Consider the following 21304-nt stretch of genomic DNA (forward strand, 5'->3'; position numbering starts at 1 on the left):
GTTTTATTTTAGTTGTTTGAGTAATCTTTCAACATCACCTTTTTTAAAAGTTCCTTTTTCCAATATCTCTTCTAATAAAACAATAGCTTCGTCTTTTCTGTTTTCTTTCAGATATGCTAGTGATAAATACCATTTGCTCCTTTCTGATAATTCATCTTGTAAAGTAATATGTTTTTCTAATAATGGAATTGCTTCTTTTACTTTATCAGATGCCAATAAGGAGTTTGCCTGATATAATAAGAAATAAGGTCTTTTTGTAGTCTCGTATAACGTTTCGAACTGATCTGCAGCTAAATTATAATCTTTACTTTCATAAGAAGTAAAAGCTATGACTTCATCGTCCTTATCGTTTTCTCCACGAACGATAGGAGTTACTACATTTTTGTATGGTTCAAAATTATCTGCATATAATTGGTTGGTGTCAACACCAAAAGGATTAAGGAATGTTATTCCACCAATTGCAACTACAAGTAGTATCGAAGCTGCAACCAATAACTTTTTATAGTTAAATAAAGGTATTACTTTAGTTTCGTTTGCCGCAATTTTAGCCTCAAAATCAGCCATGCTTTTTCTCAGTTTGTCTCTGTCTTCAGTACCGGTGACTACTTTTAAGTTTTTAAAAAGTTCAACTTCGTCTCTAAACGTGGCATCATTTTCTAGTAAGCTATCAAACTGGTCTTTTTCAGAAGAAGTCAGCTCTGATTGTAAGTATTTGTCTATTAACTCTTCTCGTTCCATTTAAGCGGGGGTTTTAATTAATTCTTTTAGGGATTTCAAACAACGTGATTTCTGACTTTTTACTACATTTTTACTTTCGTAGCCCAAACTTTCAGTAATCTCGTCAATGGTTAGTCCCCGATAATAGAATAAGGTTAACATTTCTTGACAACGTTTCCCCAGATTTTTGAAATGCTGACGTAATAATTGCTGCTCTGGAGTTAATTGTGGTTCTTCAAAAATATCTTCTGTTTCCGATGTTTCTTTAAATTCTACACTGTTTTCATATGAAACTGTTTTTTTCTGTTTTTTGAGTTGATCATAGATCATATATTTTCCAATGCTAAATAAATAAGTCTTGACAGAGCTTTTTATATCGTCCAGTTTTCCATTGATAGCGTGTTCCCGAAGTGCAATGAAAGCTTCCTGGTATACATCAATAAGAGCATCATGATCTAGGTCATATTTTTTAGCAAATTGCAGAAAAGCATTACGATACTCATTGTAAATCTTTTCTAAAGCTTGATTATGACCTTTTTTTAGCGTTAAGAGTTCTTCCTTCATACTTTATAACCTGACATAGGGTAATAGGTTCATCTTATTTTCCGAAGATAAAGTTAACCTTTTTTATAAAAAGCCCACTAAGGTTTAAAACCAAACAAATTAATTATGAAAACTATTAAGCAAATCCTAGGAGTAGCCGTATTGTTTTTTTTGATGTTAATGCCTCAAAACACACAAGCCCAATTTTGGGAGAAAGTGGCGAAAACAGCAGAAAAGGCAGCAGAGAAAACGATTCTGAAAAAAACTGAAGAAAAAGTATCTAAAAAAACAGGAAAAACCATTGATGATGCTGTGGATGGAAAGCCGAAAAAAAAGAAAAAAAGAAAGAGCAAGAGTAAAAAGAAAAAAGGAGCTGTTATTTCTTCGGATAATGAAGAAAACAACTCAACAGATGCTGCTGAAGACTCGAAGCCTTCTTTTGCAGCATATTCTAAGTTTGATTTTGTTCCAGGAGAAAATATAATAGCATTCGAGGATTTTAGTCAAGATGAGATAGGGGATTTACCAGCGCGTTGGAATTCTTCTAACTCGGCAGAAGTTGTTACACTTAACAATACAGAAGGACGGTTTATACAAATCGGTACCGGGAAGGGGTCCTATGTGCCAGAGTTTATAAACGAGTTTCCTGAAAACTTTACGCTAGAATATGATGTGGTATTTGATTTTGATGTCTCAGAATATGCTTATCAGAGAGATTTAATGGTAGTTTTTTCTGATGTTCAAAATGCAGGATATGAACTACAAAAAAGTACTCCTGGTAAAAACGGTTTTGTTTTTGCCATTCGTGGTGGTATTAGTGGTGGAGGAAAAGTAGATATTCATAAGTATTGTGCAGATCGTAATTTGAATTTGCGCTCTGACAAGCAGATAGGTCAATTGAAAAAAGATAACAGTGGTAGAGGTCAAAAAATGCATATTTCTATTTGGAAACAAAAACAGCGACTTAGGGTTTACATTGATGAGCAAAAAGTGTTTGATATTCCCAGAGCATTCGAAAAAGCCACGGTAATTAGGAATTTAAAATTTTACTCTCAAACAACACCAGAAAATACATTCTACTATTTGGGTAATATAAGATATGCCGTAGGGAAACCGGATATGCGCAATAAACTAATTACAGAAGGAAAATTAGTTACCTATGGAATTACTTTCGATACCGGAAAGGCAACCGTAAAATCAGAATCGTATGGTACGATTAAAAAGATTGCCAATGTGCTTTCTGACAATACTCAAGTAAATGTTTTAATTACCGGGCATACAGATGCTGACGGAGATGATGTTTCCAATCAAAAACTTTCAGAAAGAAGAGCCATTTCCGTTAAAAACTTACTTGTGGACGAATTTGGTATTGATGCTTCTAGATTAAAAACTAGCGGTAAAGGAGAAAGTGAACCGATTGCCAAAGAAAACACACCTGAAGCTAAAGCGAAAAATAGAAGAGTAGAATTTCAAAAAATATAAAAAAAATAATTAAAAATGTTTACCTATTGATTTTTAGGTAAACTAAGAAGTGAATTATCTAACAATTAAAAAAAGAAACAATGAACACAAAATTTAGAAGAGTAAGTATGCTAATTATGGTAGCGGTCGCTACAATCTTTCAATCCTGTAGTAGCGAAGATGATGGTATATTAATTGAAAATGAAAATCAATTAGAAGATATTCAAGGTCGAATAGAACAGTATCAAACAGCTATAGAAAATATACAAGCTCCTGACCAGATGCAGGAATATGCTAGTCAAAATACGTATGCTTCTGCCGCAGTTTTATCTTTGACCTCATTACAGGTACAGGCTTTAACATACTCTTCAATATTTTTATCAATCCCGGATGATGCAGAACCACAAGGTACAATAGGTAAAAGTGGAAGAAACGCAAATACTTGGGTTTGGAGTTATGGCGGTGTTACCTTGTATTATACGATAACATCAGATACTGTTTTTGATTATTTTACGTATGATATTGAAGAAAACGGTGTTCGTAGAAACTTTTATGAAGGTAGAGTTAGAAAAGATGGAACTTTCTATGAAGTAAAATTTAATGGAGAAAATGGTGAATTTATCTTAATGACGTATACGAAAACTGGTAATATTATCAATTTTACTATAGAGAATAACGACAATGATAAAATAGAACTTGTCTTTAATGAAGCGGATCAATCCGGGTCCATTAAAGTATTTGAGTCAGGAATACTAAATGAAAGCTTTGTATGGTCATCTAATGGAACCGGTTTATATACAGATCATAGGACAGGTGAAACTTTTTCTTGGCCATAGGATTTAAAACGAAGCAAAAAATATTTTTAAAGAGAGTCATGTGTGTAACTGCACATGACTTTTTTGATTTTTAGAAGCTGAAAAAGAAAAAAAGTAGCTTTTTTTTATAATTTTCAACATGTGGTTTTGCCGTAAAATGTATGGTTTTTAGGTTTTGTTTTTTTTAAGTAAAAAACCTTGTTAGTAAGTGAAAAATAAGTGCTTTTTGAAGTTACTAACAGCGTTGTTTATATCTTTTTTTGCTTACATAAAATATTGGTAATCAGTGTTTTGTGTTTGATTTAAAAAATATGGAGTTTTAATGGTTAATTCCCGTCGTGTTGAAAACTTTGTTGAAAACGTTTGCTAACTTTTTGTGAAACTTCCTAAGCATTTTTTGATCTTTGTTAGTCCATAGCGGAAACAAAAAAATAAAAACTAGCTAAAAGAAAAAAGATGAATGCAGTAGAGCCAATCTTACAAGAAAATAAAGACAGATTCGTAATTTTTCCTATCAAACATCATGATATTTGGGATTGGTATAAAAAATCTGAAGCTAGTTTCTGGACGGCTGAAGAAATCGATTTACATCAGGATATTACTGATTGGGCAACAAAATTGACAAATGACGAAAGATATTTCATCAAACATATTTTGGCATTTTTCGCAGCTTCGGATGGGATTGTAAATGAAAATTTAGCAGAGAACTTTGTTAATGAAGTTCAGTATAGTGAAGCAAAATTCTTTTACGGTTTTCAGATTATGATGGAGAATATTCATTCTGAAACTTATTCTTTATTGATCGACACCTATGTAAAAGACGAAAAAGAGAAAGATATTTTATTCAAAGCAATTGATAATTTTCCTGCAATTAAGAAAAAAGCAGATTGGGCCCTAAAATGGATCGAATCTGATTCTTTTGCAGAACGCCTAATTGCCTTTGCCGCAGTAGAAGGTATTTTCTTCTCGGGAGCGTTTTGTTCTATTTTCTGGTTAAAGAAACGTGGATTAATGCCAGGGCTTACTTTTTCTAATGAATTAATTTCTAGAGATGAGGGAGTGCATTGTGATTTTGCAGTTCATTTACATAATAAACATTTGGTAAATAAAGTGCCAAAAGAAAGAATTCGTGAAATTATAGTGGATGCTCTTAATATAGAAAGAGAATTCGTTACAGAATCACTTCCTGTAAGTTTGATAGGGATGAATTCTAAATTAATGACGCAGTACTTAGAGTTTGTTACCGATAGATTATTAGTAGAACTAGAGTGCGAGAAAGAATATGGAACTGCGAATCCGTTTGATTTTATGGATATGATCTCGTTACAGGGGAAGACCAATTTCTTCGAAAAACGAGTTTCAGAATATCAAAAAGCGGGAGTTCTTAATAAAGATACCGAAGAAAATAAGATAAGTTTTGATGCTGATTTTTAAGCCTTAAAAATCATTTTCAGAATAAAGATACATTCATTCTGAGCTAGTCAAGAATAGGACTTCTATTTAAATAGCGATTAGCTCAGTTTGATAAAGCTTGCTGTAAGCTTTGCACAAAAACAGAGAAAAGACGATAGTCATATAATGGAATTTTACTTGTAGAAACACTCTGATTACAACGAACCGGAGGTTTCTTTTTAGTATCCGATTTCGGGGGAGAAATCATCTGTAAATTTTAGTTTACAGTAAATAAAAGGAATAGTAACACAGATTAATATCACGTTCTTCTGAAGAAGAATTTTATAAAAACCAAAAGCGTATGTATGTAGTAAAAAGAGACGGTCACAAGGAGCCAATTATGTTTGACAAAATTACCGCACGGGTAAGAAAACTATGTTATGGATTAAACGCTCTTGTCGATCCAGTGAAAGTGGCAATGCGAGTGATAGAAGGATTGTATGATGGGGTAACTACTAGTGAACTGGACAATTTGGCTGCAGAAATCGCTGCTACGATGACAATTGCGCATCCTGATTACGCTAAACTAGCTGCACGTATTTCGGTTTCTAACCTACATAAAAACACCAAAAAGACTTTTTCTGAAGTAGTTACAGACTTGTATGAGTATGTAAATCCTAGAACAGATAAAAAAGCACCATTGATCTCGGATGAGGTATATGAGGTGATTATGGCTAACAAAGAAAAGTTAGACTCTACGATTATTTACAATCGTGATTTTGGTTACGATTATTTTGGTTTCAAAACATTAGAACGTTCATACTTACTAAAAATTAATGGTAAGATTGCAGAACGTCCTCAGCACATGCTTATGAGAGTTTCTATAGGTATTCATCTTAATGATCTGGATGCAGCTATAGAGACGTATGAGTTAATGTCTAAGAAATATTTTACGCACGCTACACCTACCTTATTTAATTCCGGAACACCAAAACCACAAATGTCATCTTGTTTCTTGTTGGCAACAAAAGATGATAGTATTGATGGAATATATGACACATTAAAGCAAACGGCTAAGATTTCACAATCTGCTGGGGGAATAGGATTGTCTATTCATAATGTAAGAGCTACAGGCTCGTATATAGCAGGTACTAATGGTACATCAAACGGTATCGTTCCAATGCTACGTGTATTCAATGACACCGCACGTTACGTGGATCAAGGAGGAGGCAAACGTAAAGGTTCTTTTGCTATTTATGTAGAGCCTTGGCATGCAGATATTTTTGACTTTTTAGATCTTAAGAAAAATCATGGTAAGGAAGAAATGCGAGCACGTGATTTATTCTACGCGATGTGGATTCCGGATCTATTTATGAAACGTGTACAGGAAGATGCAGAGTGGACGCTAATGTGTCCTAATGAATGTCCTGGATTATTTGATATTCATAGTGATGAATTCGAAAAAGAATATCTACGTTTTGAAGCAGAAGGAAAAGGCCGTAGAACGATAAAAGCACGTGAGCTTTGGGAGAAAATCCTGGAGTCTCAAATCGAGACAGGAACTCCTTATATGTTATATAAAGATGCAGCAAATCGTAAGTCTAATCAACAGAATCTAGGTACGATCCGTTCTTCTAACTTATGTACTGAGATCATGGAGTACACAAGCCCCGATGAAGTAGCAGTTTGTAATCTGGCATCTATTGCATTACCAATGTTCGTGAAAAATGGAGCATTTGATCATAAAGAGCTTTTCAAAATCACAAAACGAGTAACTAAAAACTTAAATAAAGTAATAGATCGTAACTATTATCCGGTAAAAGAAGCTGAAAATTCTAATATGCGTCATCGTCCAATTGGATTAGGTGTACAAGGGCTTGCAGACACTTTTATTCAGTTACGTATGCCTTTTACCAGTGATGAAGCTAAAAAACTAAACCAAGAGATTTTTGAAACTTTATATTTTGCAGCAGTTACAGCATCTATGGAAGAAGCTACTGCTGATGGACCATACCAAACCTATGAAGGATCTCCTATTTCTAAAGGAGAATTCCAGCATAATTTATGGGGAATTAAAGATGAAGAATTAAGCGGTCGTTGGGACTGGGCAGGTCTTCGTAAAAAAGTATTAAAAAACGGAGTGCGTAACTCATTGTTGGTAGCGCCAATGCCAACAGCATCAACGTCTCAGATCTTAGGAAATAATGAAGCTTTTGAGCCATACACGAGTAATATATATACAAGACGTGTTTTATCAGGAGAGTTTATTGTAGTAAACAAACACCTGTTAGAAGATCTTGTGCAATTAAATCTATGGAGTGATGATTTGAAGGATGCGATTATGCGTGCTAATGGATCTATCCAAAATATAGATATTATTCCTCAGGATCTTAAAGAATTGTATAAAACGGTTTGGGAGTTGAGTATGAAGGATATTATTGATATGTCTCGTCATAGAGGATATTTTATAGATCAGTCTCAGTCACTAAACCTATTTATGGAAGGTGCGACAATGGCAAAACTTACTTCGATGCATTTTTATGCGTGGAAGAGTGGATTAAAAACAGGGATGTATTATCTAAGAACTAAGTCTGCGGTTGATGCGATTAAGTTTACACTTAAAACCGAAAAGAAAGAACAGCCACAACCTGAAAAAGTAGCGGTTGCAGCGGCACAAGTGATGGAAGCACAATCTGCTTCCAAAACACAACCACAACCAGAAGCGGTACAAGTTTCTGCAGAAGGTACAGCATTAACTCCGGAAGAACTTCGTGCAATTATCGCACAATCCAAAGAAGCTGAAGGAGATGATTGTTTAATGTGTGGGTCTTAAAGACTCAATTTATATAGGGCAAAAGGGAAGTTTTCTTAGAATACTTCCCTTTTTTGTATATTCGAATTTTTTAAAATATGATGAACTGGGAACAGCTCCTATCCTTAAAAAGACAGGGAGATACGAATAAAAGATTGCGTAAAGAACAAGACGAAACCCGGTTGGGTTTTGAGGTAGATTATGACAGAATTATATTCTCTTCGGCATTTAGAAGTTTACAGGATAAAACTCAAGTAATTCCATTATCCAAAACCAGTTTTGTACACACCCGATTAACCCATAGTTTAGAGGTTTCTGTAGTGGGGCGTTCTCTTGGTAGAGTAGTAGGAAAGAAGATTTTAGAAAAGCATCCACATCTTTCTACCATTCACGGATATCAGTTTAATGATTTTGGAGCCATCGTGGCTGCTGCTGCATTATCACATGATATCGGTAATCCACCTTTTGGGCATTCTGGAGAAAAAGCTATCGGAGAATATTTTGCTACTGGAAACGGTAAGAAGTATAAAGAGTCCTTAACTCCGAAGCAATACCAGGATCTGATAGATTTTGAAGGAAATGCCAATGGATTTAAGATCTTAACCGAGTCCAGACAAGGAATAGAAGGAGGATTACGATTATCTTATGCTACGCTCGGTGCTTTTATGAAATACCCAAAGGAATCCTTGCCTAAAAAACCAACGTCTCATATTGCACATAAGAAATTTGGATATTTTCAGAATGAAAATACTTTCTTTAAAGAAGTAGCAGAGGAAGTAGGGTTACTGTCGCACAGGATTGGGGATGAAACTACTTATAGTAGACATCCGCTAACATTTTTGGTAGAAGCTGCGGATGATATTTGTTATACGATTATAGATTTTGAAGATGGTATTAACTTAGGGTTGATACAAGAGGAATACGCTTTAGAATATCTGATCAAGTTGGTAAAGGATACGATTAATACTTCAAAATATAACAGCCTAACTACTACTGCGGATCGTTTGAGTTATCTACGGGCATTGGCAATTAATACCTTGATACAAGAAGCGGCTAGAACTTTTGTACAGTATGAAGAAGAAATCTTATCAGGTAGCTTTGATACCGCTTTAATTGATAAAAGTAAGTACCAGGCACAAATTGATGATATTATTAAAATTAGTATTGATAAGATATACCAAAGTTCTGAAGTAGTAGAAAAAGAGATTGCGGGATATGAGATCCTTGCTACGTTGTTAGATAGGTATTGTACGGCTACAGATCACTATAATAATGGACAACCTTCTAATTATGATAAATTAATTCTGAAAGCTGAAGGAAACAATTTCGACTATAAAAATGACGATCTATATACTAGATTAATAAGTATTAGTAATTATGTTGCCAGTCTTACGGATGGTAATGCACTGCTAAAATTTCAGAAAATCAAGGGGTTGGAAATCTGATATTTTGTATTTAGAGCTTCTTTTTTCCTTATTTTTAGGCTTCTTAATGTTTTAATGAACAATAAGTTTAAGGTAAATTTAGTTTTAGAATGAAGAGATTTTACTGGAGTATTTTGTTTTTCGTACTAATTTTCTGTTCTTCGGAAATGAACGCTCAATCAACATATCTTCAGTTGATCAAAGAATATTTGATGGAAGAAGGAATGTCCAAAGATGATATCGCTGGACTTCAGATTCAAAGAGAATCGTTTTCCAAGAGCATGAAAGCTTCTAATGTGTATGTTCTTCAAGAATATAAAGAGATTCCCATCTATAATGCAATAGGAAGTTTTGTTATCAAAAATGGAAAAGTAATTTCTTTTTCCGGGAAATTTCATCACAATCTTTCCCAAAAAATAAATACAACAACGGCTGCTATTTTGGCCACAGATGCAGTCCGGTATGTTGCTTCTGATATTGGTATTGATATTCCTATTGATTTAAAAACGATTACTAAAACAGACGAAGGAAAAACAGTATACTCTGATAACAATATATCTCAGGAACAGATACCTGTTGAGCCAATGTATGTATCTAAAGATGATGCATTAGTACTTTGTTGGGATGTTAGTATTTATACATTAGATGGTCAGAACTGGCATAGTGTAAGAGTAGATGCTATAACCGGTGAAGTTATTGATAAAACGGATTGGATGTTCGAATGTTCATTTGGGAATCATCAGTATAGAAATAAAACGAAAAGTAATGTACTTCAACCTTCTTTTGGATTTAAAAATGAATACAATTTTTTAATGGAAGGAAGTTATAATGTATATCCAATACCTGCTGTAGAAAGCCCTAATCATGGCAATAGAGTGCTTGTTTCTAACCCGGCGGATGCAACAGCATCTCCTTTTGGGTGGCATGATACAAACGGTATGGCAGGAGCCGATTTTACAACCACAAGAGGAAATAATGTGTTAGCGTCTGAAGATGTGAATGCTAATAATGGTATAGGAAACTTGGCTGATGGAGGTGCTAATTTAATATTTGATTTTCCTTTTGATCCAAATGAATCTGTAGAAAACTTTGAAGAAGCTGCTATAACAAACCTTTTTTATGCTAATAACGTGGTTCACGATGTATGGTATCAATATGGCTTTGATGAAACCGCGGGTAATTTTCAGTTTAATAATTATGGCAAAGGTGGATTAGGTAGCGATGAAGTGTTTGCCGATGCTCAGGATGGTTCAGGGTTTAATAATGCTAATTTCGGTACTCCTCCTGATGGTGCAAATCCAAGAATGCAGATGTTCTTATGGAATCCAACACCAGATCCGGCTGTAGATACTTTTGTAGTGAATAATGGGAGTTTATCGGGAGCCTATATCACAGTAGACAACTCATTTAATCCAGGGCATGTGGATGCTCCTGTATTTCCGGATGGACTTACGGCAAATCTTGCACTTGCAATAGATGATGATGCTTCAATAGATGCTAATGATATTTGTTCGAATATTATCAACCCAGCTGTATTAAATGGAAATATCGCTGTGGTGAGAAGAGGTAGTTGCAATTTTGATGATAAAGTATTTAGATGTCAGACAGCTGGAGCTGTTGCTGTTTTAGTTGTGAATAACGTTGCGGGAGATCCTATTGCGATGGGAGGAGATAATGGCAGTATAACTATTCCTGCAATTATGATAGGAAGAGATGATGGTGAAGCGTTAATAACTGAAATGACCTCAAGTACTATAAACATTACACTATCAGATGTAGGCAGAAACTTTTTTGCAGAGGATAGCAGTTTTGATAATGGAATTGTTGTTCACGAATATGGTCACGGTATTTCGAACCGTTTGACTGGTGGAGCTGATAATTCAGGTTGTCTAACTTCTTGTGTTCAGTTTGATCCAAATGGAAATTGTATCCAGGCAACAGAGCAAATGGGTGAAGGTTGGTCTGATTGGTTTGCATTGATGATGACTATTGAGTCTGGAGATGCAGGGGCAGATAGCAGAGGTATTGGAACTTATTCTGTAGGTCAACCAACAACAGGAGGCGGTATCAGACCTTTTCCGTATAGCACGAATATGAGCATTAATCCGGTTACCTATGCAGATACCAATAATACATCTAATTTCTCTGCCCCACACGGAGTCGGATCTGTTTGGGCTTCCATGCTTTGGGACCTTTCTTGGGCCTTGATAGAAAGAGACGGTTTTGATCCGGATTTATATAACGGAACCGGCGGGAATAATCTTGCAATGCAGTTGGTAATAGATGGGTTAAAATTACAATCTTGTAATCCTGGTTTTATTGATGGACGTGATGCTATTCTTATGGCAGACGAAATAGCAAATGCCAGTGTAAACGCCTGTTTGATATGGGAAGTTTTTGCTAGAAGAGGTTTGGGCTGGAGTGCTGCGCAAGGAGACTCTCTAAGAAGGACAGATCAAACCGAAGCTTTTGATATCCCCCCTTCTTCAGAAGTATCCTGTTTGTTAGATGTGGAAGATTTTGAAGAAAATATTTTTAGGATTACGCCAAATCCTTCTCGGGGTAATTTTGTAATTAATGTGTCCAAAGGTTTTGGTGAAAGTAATTTGAGAATTGTGGATATTAATGGCCGAATTGTTTTTGAACAAGATATTCTATTGAATAGCTCGTATAGTATTAATGCGCAGAATTTAGGAACAGGAATTTATTTGTTACAAATATTGACTAAAGAAGGAAGTAGATATACCACTAAGATTGCGATTCAATAGGTAAAATTATTTCTCGAATGGTTTCTCTAATTTTATGAGCAGAAATACCACAAATTTCGTGTAATTCTTCTGTGGTTCCATGGTGTATAAATTGATCAGGAATTCCAAGAATTTTAATGGTTGGAGCGAGCTCATTTTTATTGGCAAAATCTGTTATAACACTTCCAAAACCTCCTATAATTGTTCCGTCTTCTACGGTTATGATCGTTTTGTACTTCTGTAATATTTTCTTTAATAATTCTGAATCCAAAGGCTTAATGAAGCAAAAATGATAGTGACTTAATTTTTCGTCGATAGTTTCTAAAGCATTGATTACATTGTTAGCGATCGCTCCTGTTGATATGACAGCTATTTCTGAAGCTTCTTCAGTAAGACACTTTCCTTTACCAATCTGAACTTTTGCGAAAGTTGTTTTCCAGTTTATAATAGTACCTCTTCCCCTGGGATATCTGATGGCTATTGGATGTTCTAATCCCAAAGAAGCGGTGTATAGAAGATTTCTCAATTCAATTTCGTTAATTGGCGCAGCTAGAATCATATTTGGAATACAATTTAGGTATGCAATGTCAAAAACACCGTGGTGTGTAGCTCCATCTGCCCCAACTAATCCCGCACGATCTATACAAAAGATAACGGGCAAGTTTTGTAACGCAACATCGTGTATAACTTGATCATACGCACGTTGTAAAAATGTAGAGTAAATAGTGCAAAAGGGTATCAATCCTTGTGTTGCCATCCCTGCTGCTAAGGTAACCGCGTGTTGTTCGGCTATACCTACATCAAAAGCTCTGTCCGGCATTTCTTCCATCATATATTTTAAGGAACTACCGGTTGGCATAGCAGGAGTGATACCAATAATCTTTTCATTCTCTCTGGCTAATTCTAAAATAGTATGTCCAAATACATCCTGAAACTTAGGAGGTTGTTGTGTATCGTTTTTTGGAAGTAAATCTCCAGTAGCTGCATCAAATTTTCCGGGTGCGTGATACGCTACTTGATTTTCTTCGGCTTGTTTTAACCCCTTACCTTTGGTAGTTATGATATGCAAAAGTTTAGGCCCTTTGGTGGACTTTAGCTTCTCTAGCGTTTCTAATAGTTTGGGTAGATCATGACCATCAATAGGTCCAAAATACCCAAAATTCAATGCTTCTATAATATTATCGGTTTTCGGCTTATACCCAACTTTGGCTTTGGTTAAATATTCTTTTAACGCACCAACACTAGGATCGATTCCTATCGAATTATCATTAAGAATGATCAGCATATTTGCATCTGTAACTCCGGCGTGATTCAATCCTTCAAATGCCATTCCGCTTGCGATAGAAGCATCTCCAATAACTGCAATATGTTGTTTTTTTGTATCGCCTTTCAATTTTGATGCAATTGCCATTCCCAAGGTTGCAGAAACGGAAGTAGATGAATGTCCAACCCCAAAAGTGTCATACTCACTTTCACTTCTTTTAGGGAAACCGCTAATGCCACCTAGTTGGCGATTGGTATGAAATAGGTTTTTCCTGCCTGTAAGAATTTTATGAGGATATGCCTGATGCCCAACATCCCAAACTAATAAGTCATTAGGTGTGTCAAAAATATAGTGCAAAGCAATTGTAAGTTCTATAACGCCAAGACTTGCTCCCAGATGGCCTTCTTTAGTTGCGACAATATTAATAACAAAATCACGTAGTTCTTTTGCCAGAACGGGTAACTGATCAGCAGAAAGTTTACGCAGATCCTCGGGATACTTTATTTTTGAAAGTAGAGTGTCTTTCATACTGTAAAAGTACTATTTTGAAATGAGCTGTAACAATTAAGTTTATATAACTGATATTATCTATAAACTTAAATACAATCAAAATAGGAAGCATTATATTTAGTAGTTTTACTTAAAATTCAATACTATATGTTTGATCCATATGACGATTCGCATTTTATGAGAAAAGCACTTCAGGAAGCTGAAGCAGCATACGATAAAGGAGAAATACCAATTGGAGCGGTTGTGGTAGTTGCCGATAGGGTTATTGCCAGAGCCCATAATCTAACAGAACTATTAAATGATGTAACTGCACACGCAGAAATGCAGGCAATTACTGCGGCGGCGAATTTTTTAGGAGGTAAATATCTCAAAGAATGTACACTCTATGTAACGATAGAACCCTGCCAGATGTGCGCCGGAGCCTTGTTCTGGAGTCAGATAGGGAAAATTGTATACGGAGCTAGAGATGAGCAACGCGGTTGTATCAATATGGGAACCAAACTACACCCTAAAACCAAAATGATGGGAGGGGTTTTGGAAGAAGAATGTAGTACATTATTGAAGCGCTTTTTTGTAGAAAAGCGTAATCTAAATTGACCTTAGTTTACTACTATGAAAAATACGATTGCAGAAAGGATTCAGGATTTTTTAAAGGAGTTTCCTCCTTTTAGTATGCTGAAAAAGGAGGAGCTATTGATGATTTCTGCTCAAATTCGAGTATTGTATTTAGAAAAAGGAACCGTTGTTTTTAAACAAGATCAGAAATGTCATGATGAATTTTATATCGTAAGAGAAGGAGCAATCGGATTATATCGTACTACTGACAATGAACAGAATCTGGTAGACATCTGTGATGCTGGAGATTTGTTTGGATTGCGGATTATGATTATTAAAAAAGATTATAGAATGTCTGCCAAGGCGGATGAAGAATCTATTGTGTACGCAATTCCATCATCAATTTTTAAACCTTTTATTGATGAAAATAAAGAAGTAAACAAATTCTTATTAGAAACGTTTGCGGCTCACGCAAGAAACTATTACACAGAAACAGAAAAAGGGAATAGAATAGATAATACCATTTCTATTGACACCGCAAGAGATCTTTCGACTTTACGAACTATTTCTTATCGTAAAAAACCACTTATTTGCAAGCCAACTGCTATAGTAAAGGATATAGCATTACAAATGAATGCCCACAAGGCAAACTCCATAGTGGTGACAGATGAAAATAAGTATCCTTTGGGTATCATAACGGATAGCGATCTCAGGGCAAAAATTGCTACGGGTTTATTTCCGGCTACATCTTTAGTCACAGAGATAATGACAGCGCCTGTAAAAACGTATTCTAAAAAACTGACAGTTGCAGAGGCGCAGATTGCTTTGATCAAAAATAATATCAGTCATCTATGCATTACCAAAGATGGTACTCGCAATTCTAAATTAGCAGGTGTTTTTTCTAATCACGACTTGTTGGTGTCTTTTGGAAATAATCCTTCTGTTTTAATTAAGGAAATTAAGAGAGTAAAAAAAATTCAACGACTTCGATATATAAGAAAACAAGTAGAGAGACTACTACAAACGTATTTAGAACAGGACATTCCGACGATGCATATCTTAAATCTTATTTCAGAAATTAATGATGCGTTAGTGGTACGAACTATAGAAATATCGTTAGAAGAAATGCCTTCACCACCACCTGTAAAGTTTAGTTTTTTGGTATTGGGGAGTCAGGGAAGAAGGGAGCAACTATTGATAACAGATCAAGATAATGCTATTGTATTCGAAGATGTGGGTAAAGAAGAGTATCAAAGTACTCAAGCTTATTTTTTAGAACTAGCAAGAAAAATTACCAAAAGTTTGCATACCATAGGTTTCGAATATTGTCCAGCAGAGATGATGGCGAGCAATCCAAGATGGTGTATGTCGGTTTCAGAATGGAAAACTCAATTTACCGACTGGATGACTACTCCAACAGAAGAAAGTACACTATTATCGTCTATATTTTTTGATTTTCAATCGGTTTATGGAGATGAAAGTATGGTTAATGAGTTATCTGATGTAGTTTTTGACGGAGTAAATAAAAGTAATAGATTTTTAGCTTTATTAGGTGTGAGTGCATTGCAAAAACCGTCTCCTTTAGGATTTTTTAAGCAGTTTTTGGTAGAACAAAATGGCGAACACAAAGATACATTTGACATAAAGACCAGGGCGATGATGGTATTAATAGATAGTGCTAGGATCTTGACTTTATATCATAATCTGAAGGGGATTAATAATACATTACTTCGTTATGAAAAACTAGCAGAACTTGAGCCAAATAATAAAGAGCTTTTTGAGAGTTGTGCCAAAGCCTTCAGGGTTTTACTTAAATTCCGAGCACGTCAAGGATTGATCCATAAAGATTCTGGTAGATTTATAAAACTAAACACACTCAGCAAAAATGATAAGCTCAGGCTTAAGCGGTGTTTCAGACCAATAAGAGATATACAAGAAGTATTAAGAGTTCGTTTTCAGCTTAAAACATTAATGTAAATGAGTTTCTGGTCGCGAAAAAACAATAAAGAGTTTCCTGATTTCTGGAAAGACTATTTGGCTCTTTTCGATAAAACTTATGATAAGGTTCCTATCGAGGAGATTCGGTTTGTTGCTTTTGATACAGAGACAACAGGATTTGATTATGTAAATGATAGAGTTTTATCAATTGGAGCAATTGCTATTAATTATATAGCTATAGATGTTTCAGATCAGTTGGAATTATATCTAGAGCAAGACGTATTCAATTCTGCAACTGTAAAGATTCATGGCATTCGAAGAAATAATAATTTCGAAACTGTTACAGAGTCTAAGGCTATTGAGATGTTTATTAAATATATAGGAAACTCTATTTTGATAGCGCATCACGCAGATTTTGATAGAAGAATGATAAATAGTGCTTTACAAAGACAAGGGTTAGGAAAACTAAAAAATAGATTTCTGGATACAGGAGTGCTTTTTAGAAAAACCAAACACTTAGTATATCGAAATCAAAGAGGTTCCAATCATTATACCTTAGACGAACTATGCGATGATCTTAAGATTTCTAAAAGTGACAGACATACTGCATCCGGGGATGCCTTCATAACTGCAATGGCTTTTCTAAAAATCGTTTCAAAATTAAAAATTGATAAAGAGGATAAAGCATCTACTCTTTTCTGATACCATAATAGATAAAACCTGATTTGCAACGTTATCTGTAGGTTAGCGTCTCTTTTGTATAATCAACTTGAATGCAAAGGGCATTATACTTCATTATTTCTTTAACCAGTTTTGTTGGGTTTTCTCAAGATGCCGACATACTGCGCGGTAAAATAGTTACAGATACGCTGCAGTCTAAATCAATAAATATTATAAATATCACAAAAGGCATTGGAACTATTAATGATCGTGTCGGGTTTTTTCAAATCAGAGCAACTCAGGGCGATACCATTGTTTTTTCTTCTGTTCAGTATCAACAAAAAACACATATTGTAACTAAAAAAGATCTGAAACAGGCAAATCTTTCTATTCAATTACAAGTTAAGGTAAACGAATTAGAGGAGGTTATGGTTTCACAATACGATTTAACCGGTGAGGCAAAAGAAGATGTAAAAAAAATAAAAACATACGAGAAGAACTTGCCCATGTTTAATGCAAAAATGCTTGATGAAACCCAATTTATTCACGAAAAGGGAGCGAAAACGGTTAAAAATAGGGTTGTAACTGATGAAATGGATGCAACACCAATTAATATTATTGCAGTGGGTAGAATGATCGCGAGTCTGTTTAAGAAAAAAGATGCACGACAATCAAAAGAAGTTCGAATTCCTGAAGTGTCAGATTTTTATAATAGTGATTTTTTGGTCAGCGAATTAAAAATACCTGAAACAGAATTGTATGATTTTTTGGATTATTTGAATCAAAAGTTAGAAACAAGGAAAGTACTAAAGTCGGGAGATAGGTTAAGAATACTTGAATATCTTATCAATCAAAGTAAAATCTTTAATACTACTAATGCCTTGAAAAATTAAAAACGGATGTAAAGAACTCTAGTATTTAATCAATGCAAAAAATTACTTATTTTTCTTTATTATTAATTACTTTTTCAAGCTTTAGTCAAAAAACTTCTTGGCTTAAAGGAAGAATTATGGTGGATACGCTAGCATTAGAAGCTATCAATATTGTAAATCTTACCCAGGAAATAGGCACGATTAATAATGCATCTGGATATTTTCAAATAAAGGCAAATCCAGGTGATGAGATTGTGTTTTCTTCGGTGCAATTCCAATTAAAAAAGTATGTAGTTAAAGAAGAAGATTTAGAATCCAATAATTTTAAGGTGGTTTTGGAAGCTGCGGTTAATGAATTGGACGAAGTAAGAATCTCTCAATATTCCTTATCTGGAGATGTGCAGAAGGATATTGAAGAAATTCCAACGTATGAAAAAAACTTTCCGTTGTGGAACGCTCAGCAACTAAAGGAGATGGGTGTAGCCAGACCAAATGATGAACAGTCGCCTGTACAGAATTTAGTTTTGCCCAGTGGTAATAGCATGGCCAGTGTATCCGTTAATTTAGGGTTTCTTAAAGGTAAATCAAGAGATGTTGACTTTAAAACTAAAATCACAAATATTTATAAGGAAGAAATTTTTATCAACGAATTGAAAATTCCAGAGACCGAATTTTATAATTTCTTAGATTTTTTAAAAGAGGAAACAAGGATACAATCTTTGCTAAGAAGAAAAGATCGCCTCAAGATATTGGAGCTTTTAATACATCAGAGTGAGAAATTTAGAGAGAAATATAATATTAAAGAATAAAAAAGGCGCTAATAAATAGCGCCGGTGAAACTTAGAGATTTTTATCTTAATCGTGAATCACGCGAACCTGAGCCGCGATAATTCCTTTTCTTCCTTCTTCTTCTTGGTACTCTACTTTGTCACCTTCATTAAGTGCTTCTCCGTTTAATCCTGAAGCATGCACAAAGATGTCTTTTCCTGTTTCGTCGTTGGTAATGAACCCGTAGCCTTTGGATTCATTGAAAAATTTTACTGTTCCTTCCATTGTAATAAAATAAAAATATGAGACATAAAGGTAACTTTTAATACAACAAGATTTGTTATCAAAATGTAAATATTTACATAATTTTAGTTTTTGTCAGTTTTTTCTTCGGGTTTAAAATCTCTCATTTTTTTAAGATTTTCTTCGGTTAACATATAATCTTTTACCTTTTTATTTTTCCATCTATGATAGATAAACAGTGGCATTAGGATAAAAGAAGCAGCCAATATTCCAATACCAACCCATTTGTCACCAGTGGGATGATCACCAGAATTTTTAAAATAATAACCAACAGCAACAAGTATGACTACAGCAATAAATAAGATTCGAATAAGGTATTTCATGATGTAGGATTTAATTTTTTAATGATTTTAGAATAATTTATTAACAATCAAAGGTTTTCGTAAAAAGTTGATCTAATAGATTTATAAATAATACGTTTCTCCAAGTGGTATTACAACCTCTATAATAGGGCTCAAATCTAAACTAATTAAACTTTATACATAAATCAAACACAAACTAAAATCAAAAAACTCACACAATGAAAAAGAACCTACTATTATGGGCTATGATTACCTTTTGCTTATCCAAGCACAGCTATTCACAATCTGATAAAAATTTACCATTTGTTTGGGAGAATGCAACAGTATATTTTGTGCTTACCGATCGTTTTGAAAATGGCGATTCTTCTAATGATATTTCTTATGGCAGACCACAAGATGGTCCTCCACTAAGAAATTATGAAGGAGGAGATTTACAAGGGTTGATCAATAAAATAGAAGAAGGATATTTTGATGCATTAGGAGTAAATGCTCTTTGGATTACGCCACCTATTGAAAATATTTATGGATCTGTTCCGGGAGCAGGTTATGGTTTTCACGGCTACTGGGCAAAGGATTGGACCAACATAGATGCAAATTTAGGAACCAATGCGCTTTTTGGAACTTTCGTAGATAAGGCTCATGAACACGGGATTAGAGTGCTGCTAGATGTGGTATTAAATCATGTTGGACCTGATACAAGTACAGATCAAAATCAATCCTGGCCAGACGAATGGGTACGTAGAGATCCTGATTGTAATTTCCAAGGACCTAATGGTACCATACCTTGTGAACTAGTAAATAATCTACCTGATATTAGGACGGATTCTAATGATAATGTGAGTTTACCGAATTGGTTACTAGAGAAATGGAATCAAGAGGGAAGAAGAGCACAACAAGAAAACGAGTTGGATAACTTTTTCTCGCGAACAGGGAAACCAAGATCCCCAAGAAATTATATAATTAAATGGCTAACGGATTATGTTAGAAAATATGGTGTTGACGGTTTTAGGGTAGATACGGTAAAACACGTAGAGGAATCCGTTTGGAAGGAGCTGGAAGCTGAAGGAATTATTGCTTTAAGAGAATGGAAAAATAACAATCCTGATAAAAAATTAGATGACCTGGATTTTTGGATGACAGGAGAAGTGTTTAATTATAACGCTCCTACTATGGGAAGAAATTTTACCGGAGACGGTTTTAATGTAGATTATTACAATAACGGATTTGCAAACCTAATCAATTTTGAGTTTAGGTTTAATGCAAATGACGGGTTAGAAAGTATTTTTAGTAGATATGATAATCTATTGCAAAATCAATTAGGTGAAGGAAAAAGCGCCATGAATTTTTTAACCAATCACGATACAGAGCAAGTATTTGATAGAAACCGACAAAGAACATTTGAAGCTGGCACCAAGTTATTACTTGCTCCCGGACCCGCACAAATCTATTATGGAGATGAAACTGCCAGAACGTTAACCCCAGGAGGAGGAGCAGAAGGAGATGCTACCTTAAGATCTAATATGAATTTTGATGAACTAGATAATCCTAATTCTATAGCTTCTTTAACTTTAAAACACTATCAGAAAATCGGTAAATTCAGAAGAGAGCACGTGTCTGTTGGAGCAGGGAAACATTCTAAATTACAAGATAGTCCGTATACGTTTAAACGAGAGTATAATAAAAATGGTTTTGAAGACGAAACTTTGGTGTATACCGGTAATGATAATGAGTTTGCCGGAGCTTTAAATGTATTTGGGATTTGGCCTGATGATACGCTTCTACAGGATTACTTTTCTGGAACCTTAGCAACAGTATCAAACGGAACAATCACATTTGGTACAACCTTTGGACTAGTATTAATAGGAGAGCCAACATCAAGAATTTTAAGTGTTGATGAAGTAGACGTTAAGGATCCAGTTTTTGTGAAAGCTTGGCCTAATCCTTTTACAAATTCTCTACAAGTTTCGTTTCCAATTGCAGATTTAAAACCACAAGACGCTCAAGTAGAAATGTATAATTTATTAGGAGAAAAGGTTTTGGATAATGAACAGATAATTATTCGTGAGAATTCAATGAATATAATAGCTTCTAATCTTGCTAAAGGAATGTATTTATTGAAAATATCTGTTAAGAATCGAACGCAGGTAGTTCAGTTGATTAAAAAATAAAGTGTAATTAGTTTTTTTAAGTGTTGAAAAGCCTACTAAAATAGCATTTTAGC

Annotated in this window: 17 protein-coding genes; 12 read left to right on the forward strand and 5 right to left on the reverse strand. The window is 34.7% G+C overall.

The window, feature by feature from the left end; all coding sequences use genetic code 11:
- Window positions 1-3 precede the first annotated feature (3 nt).
- Together ACFSR1_RS14725 and ACFSR1_RS14730 are read right to left on the reverse strand one after the other, a co-directional pair.
- The gene (locus ACFSR1_RS14725) at window positions 4-738 is read right to left on the reverse strand and encodes a tetratricopeptide repeat protein (RefSeq protein ID WP_378293763.1); all 735 of its coding nucleotides are present in this window, start codon (window positions 736-738) and stop codon (window positions 4-6) included.
- Window positions 739-1281, reverse strand: a complete 543-nt coding sequence (locus ACFSR1_RS14730; RefSeq protein WP_378293765.1) for an RNA polymerase sigma factor — start codon at window positions 1279-1281, stop codon at window positions 739-741.
- 105 nt (window positions 1282-1386) lie between these two features.
- Between ACFSR1_RS14730 and ACFSR1_RS14735 the strand changes: the two genes are divergently transcribed.
- The 6 genes from ACFSR1_RS14735 to ACFSR1_RS14760 all read left to right on the forward strand — a co-directional run bounded on the left by ACFSR1_RS14735 (window position 1387) and on the right by ACFSR1_RS14760 (window position 11932).
- Window positions 1387-2742: an OmpA family protein gene (locus tag ACFSR1_RS14735; protein WP_378293767.1), complete on the forward strand. Its 1356-nt coding sequence runs from the start codon at window positions 1387-1389 to the stop codon at window positions 2740-2742.
- Window positions 2743-2822: 80 nt separating this feature from the next.
- The gene (locus tag ACFSR1_RS14740) at window positions 2823-3557 is read left to right on the forward strand and encodes a hypothetical protein (RefSeq protein WP_378293769.1); all 735 of its coding nucleotides are present in this window, start codon (window positions 2823-2825) and stop codon (window positions 3555-3557) included.
- Between the two features lie 435 nt (window positions 3558-3992).
- A complete protein-coding gene (locus tag ACFSR1_RS14745) occupies window positions 3993-4970 on the forward strand; it encodes a ribonucleotide-diphosphate reductase subunit beta (protein WP_298541829.1) in 978 nt (325 codons plus the stop codon).
- A gap of 319 nt (window positions 4971-5289) precedes the next feature.
- Window positions 5290-7761, forward strand: a complete 2472-nt coding sequence (locus ACFSR1_RS14750) for a ribonucleoside-diphosphate reductase subunit alpha (RefSeq protein WP_378293771.1) — start codon at window positions 5290-5292, stop codon at window positions 7759-7761.
- An 80-nt stretch (window positions 7762-7841) separates the two neighbouring features.
- Complete coding sequence (locus tag ACFSR1_RS14755; RefSeq protein WP_378294514.1) at window positions 7842-9185, forward strand: deoxyguanosinetriphosphate triphosphohydrolase; 1344 nt, start codon at window positions 7842-7844, stop codon at window positions 9183-9185.
- Window positions 9186-9274: 89 nt separating this feature from the next.
- On the forward strand, window positions 9275-11932 hold the full coding sequence (locus tag ACFSR1_RS14760; protein WP_378293773.1) for a T9SS-dependent M36 family metallopeptidase: 2658 nt from the start codon (window positions 9275-9277) through the stop codon (window positions 11930-11932).
- Here ACFSR1_RS14760 and ACFSR1_RS14765 read toward each other — a convergent pair.
- Entirely contained in the window at window positions 11913-13703 is a 1791-nt protein-coding gene (locus tag ACFSR1_RS14765; protein WP_378293775.1) for a 1-deoxy-D-xylulose-5-phosphate synthase, read from the reverse strand. The two genes, ACFSR1_RS14760 and ACFSR1_RS14765, sit on opposite strands and share 20 nt — an antisense overlap.
- 129 nt (window positions 13704-13832) lie before the next feature.
- Here ACFSR1_RS14765 and ACFSR1_RS14770 point away from each other — a divergent pair, with 129 nt between their 5' ends.
- The 5 genes from ACFSR1_RS14770 to ACFSR1_RS14790 all read left to right on the forward strand — a co-directional run bounded on the left by ACFSR1_RS14770 (window position 13833) and on the right by ACFSR1_RS14790 (window position 18519).
- Window positions 13833-14282 (forward strand): nucleoside deaminase, encoded by a 450-nt coding sequence (locus ACFSR1_RS14770; protein WP_378293777.1) that lies wholly within the window; start codon window positions 13833-13835, stop codon window positions 14280-14282.
- Window positions 14283-14297: 15 nt separating this feature from the next.
- Window positions 14298-16217, forward strand: coding sequence for a DUF294 nucleotidyltransferase-like domain-containing protein (locus ACFSR1_RS14775; protein WP_378293779.1), 1920 nt, complete (start codon window positions 14298-14300; stop codon window positions 16215-16217).
- Window positions 16218-16880: a 3'-5' exonuclease gene (locus ACFSR1_RS14780; protein ID WP_378293781.1), complete on the forward strand. Its 663-nt coding sequence runs from the start codon at window positions 16218-16220 to the stop codon at window positions 16878-16880. It begins immediately after the preceding gene.
- A 71-nt stretch (window positions 16881-16951) separates the two neighbouring features.
- Window positions 16952-17731: a hypothetical protein gene (locus ACFSR1_RS14785; RefSeq protein ID WP_378293783.1), complete on the forward strand. Its 780-nt coding sequence runs from the start codon at window positions 16952-16954 to the stop codon at window positions 17729-17731.
- A gap of 32 nt (window positions 17732-17763) precedes the next feature.
- Window positions 17764-18519 carry a hypothetical protein gene (locus ACFSR1_RS14790; RefSeq protein ID WP_378293785.1) on the forward strand — a complete coding sequence of 252 codons (756 nt, stop codon included), beginning with the start codon at window positions 17764-17766 and terminating at the stop codon, window positions 18517-18519.
- A gap of 46 nt (window positions 18520-18565) precedes the next feature.
- Here the strand turns inward: ACFSR1_RS14790 and ACFSR1_RS14795 are convergent, their stop codons facing one another.
- Window positions 18566-18763, reverse strand: a complete 198-nt coding sequence (locus tag ACFSR1_RS14795; RefSeq protein WP_118459283.1) for a cold-shock protein — start codon at window positions 18761-18763, stop codon at window positions 18566-18568.
- 83 nt (window positions 18764-18846) lie between these two features.
- A complete protein-coding gene (locus ACFSR1_RS14800; RefSeq protein ID WP_378293787.1) occupies window positions 18847-19104 on the reverse strand; it encodes a hypothetical protein in 258 nt (85 codons plus the stop codon).
- A 197-nt stretch (window positions 19105-19301) separates the two neighbouring features.
- Between ACFSR1_RS14800 and ACFSR1_RS14805 the strand changes: the two genes are divergently transcribed.
- Entirely contained in the window at window positions 19302-21251 is a 1950-nt protein-coding gene (locus ACFSR1_RS14805) for an alpha-amylase family glycosyl hydrolase (RefSeq protein WP_378293789.1), read from the forward strand.
- The last annotated feature ends 53 nt before the right edge of the window (window positions 21252-21304 follow it).

This window comes from Aquimarina rubra (genome assembly GCF_042684305.1).
GTDB classification, from domain to species: Bacteria; Bacteroidota; Bacteroidia; order Flavobacteriales; family Flavobacteriaceae; genus Aquimarina; species Aquimarina rubra.

Excerpts from the sequence above, each read along its gene's own strand:
- ACFSR1_RS14755 (WP_378294514.1), top strand. The coding sequence starts at position 7,842 with ATGAACTGGGAACAGCTCCTATCCTTAAAAAGACAGGGAGATACGAAT.
- ACFSR1_RS14760 (WP_378293773.1), top strand. The coding sequence starts at position 9,275 with ATGAAGAGATTTTACTGGAGTATTTTGTTTTTCGTACTAATTTTCTGT.
- ACFSR1_RS14730 (WP_378293765.1), bottom strand. The coding sequence starts at position 1,281 with ATGAAGGAAGAACTCTTAACGCTAAAAAAAGGTCATAATCAAGCTTTA.
- ACFSR1_RS14775 (WP_378293779.1), top strand. The coding sequence starts at position 14,298 with ATGAAAAATACGATTGCAGAAAGGATTCAGGATTTTTTAAAGGAGTTT.
- ACFSR1_RS14800 (WP_378293787.1), bottom strand. The coding sequence starts at position 19,104 with ATGAAATACCTTATTCGAATCTTATTTATTGCTGTAGTCATACTTGTT.
- ACFSR1_RS14735 (WP_378293767.1), top strand. The coding sequence starts at position 1,387 with ATGAAAACTATTAAGCAAATCCTAGGAGTAGCCGTATTGTTTTTTTTG.
- ACFSR1_RS14740 (WP_378293769.1), top strand. The coding sequence starts at position 2,823 with ATGAACACAAAATTTAGAAGAGTAAGTATGCTAATTATGGTAGCGGTC.
- ACFSR1_RS14795 (WP_118459283.1), bottom strand. The coding sequence starts at position 18,763 with ATGGAAGGAACAGTAAAATTTTTCAATGAATCCAAAGGCTACGGGTTC.
- ACFSR1_RS14780 (WP_378293781.1), top strand. The coding sequence starts at position 16,218 with ATGAGTTTCTGGTCGCGAAAAAACAATAAAGAGTTTCCTGATTTCTGG.
- ACFSR1_RS14765 (WP_378293775.1), bottom strand. The coding sequence starts at position 13,703 with ATGAAAGACACTCTACTTTCAAAAATAAAGTATCCCGAGGATCTGCGT.
- ACFSR1_RS14725 (WP_378293763.1), bottom strand. The coding sequence starts at position 738 with ATGGAACGAGAAGAGTTAATAGACAAATACTTACAATCAGAGCTGACT.
- ACFSR1_RS14790 (WP_378293785.1), top strand. The coding sequence starts at position 17,764 with ATGCAAAAAATTACTTATTTTTCTTTATTATTAATTACTTTTTCAAGC.
- ACFSR1_RS14785 (WP_378293783.1), top strand. The coding sequence starts at position 16,952 with ATGCAAAGGGCATTATACTTCATTATTTCTTTAACCAGTTTTGTTGGG.
- ACFSR1_RS14745 (WP_298541829.1), top strand. The coding sequence starts at position 3,993 with ATGAATGCAGTAGAGCCAATCTTACAAGAAAATAAAGACAGATTCGTA.
- ACFSR1_RS14805 (WP_378293789.1), top strand. The coding sequence starts at position 19,302 with ATGAAAAAGAACCTACTATTATGGGCTATGATTACCTTTTGCTTATCC.
- ACFSR1_RS14750 (WP_378293771.1), top strand. The coding sequence starts at position 5,290 with ATGTATGTAGTAAAAAGAGACGGTCACAAGGAGCCAATTATGTTTGAC.
- ACFSR1_RS14770 (WP_378293777.1), top strand. The coding sequence starts at position 13,833 with ATGTTTGATCCATATGACGATTCGCATTTTATGAGAAAAGCACTTCAG.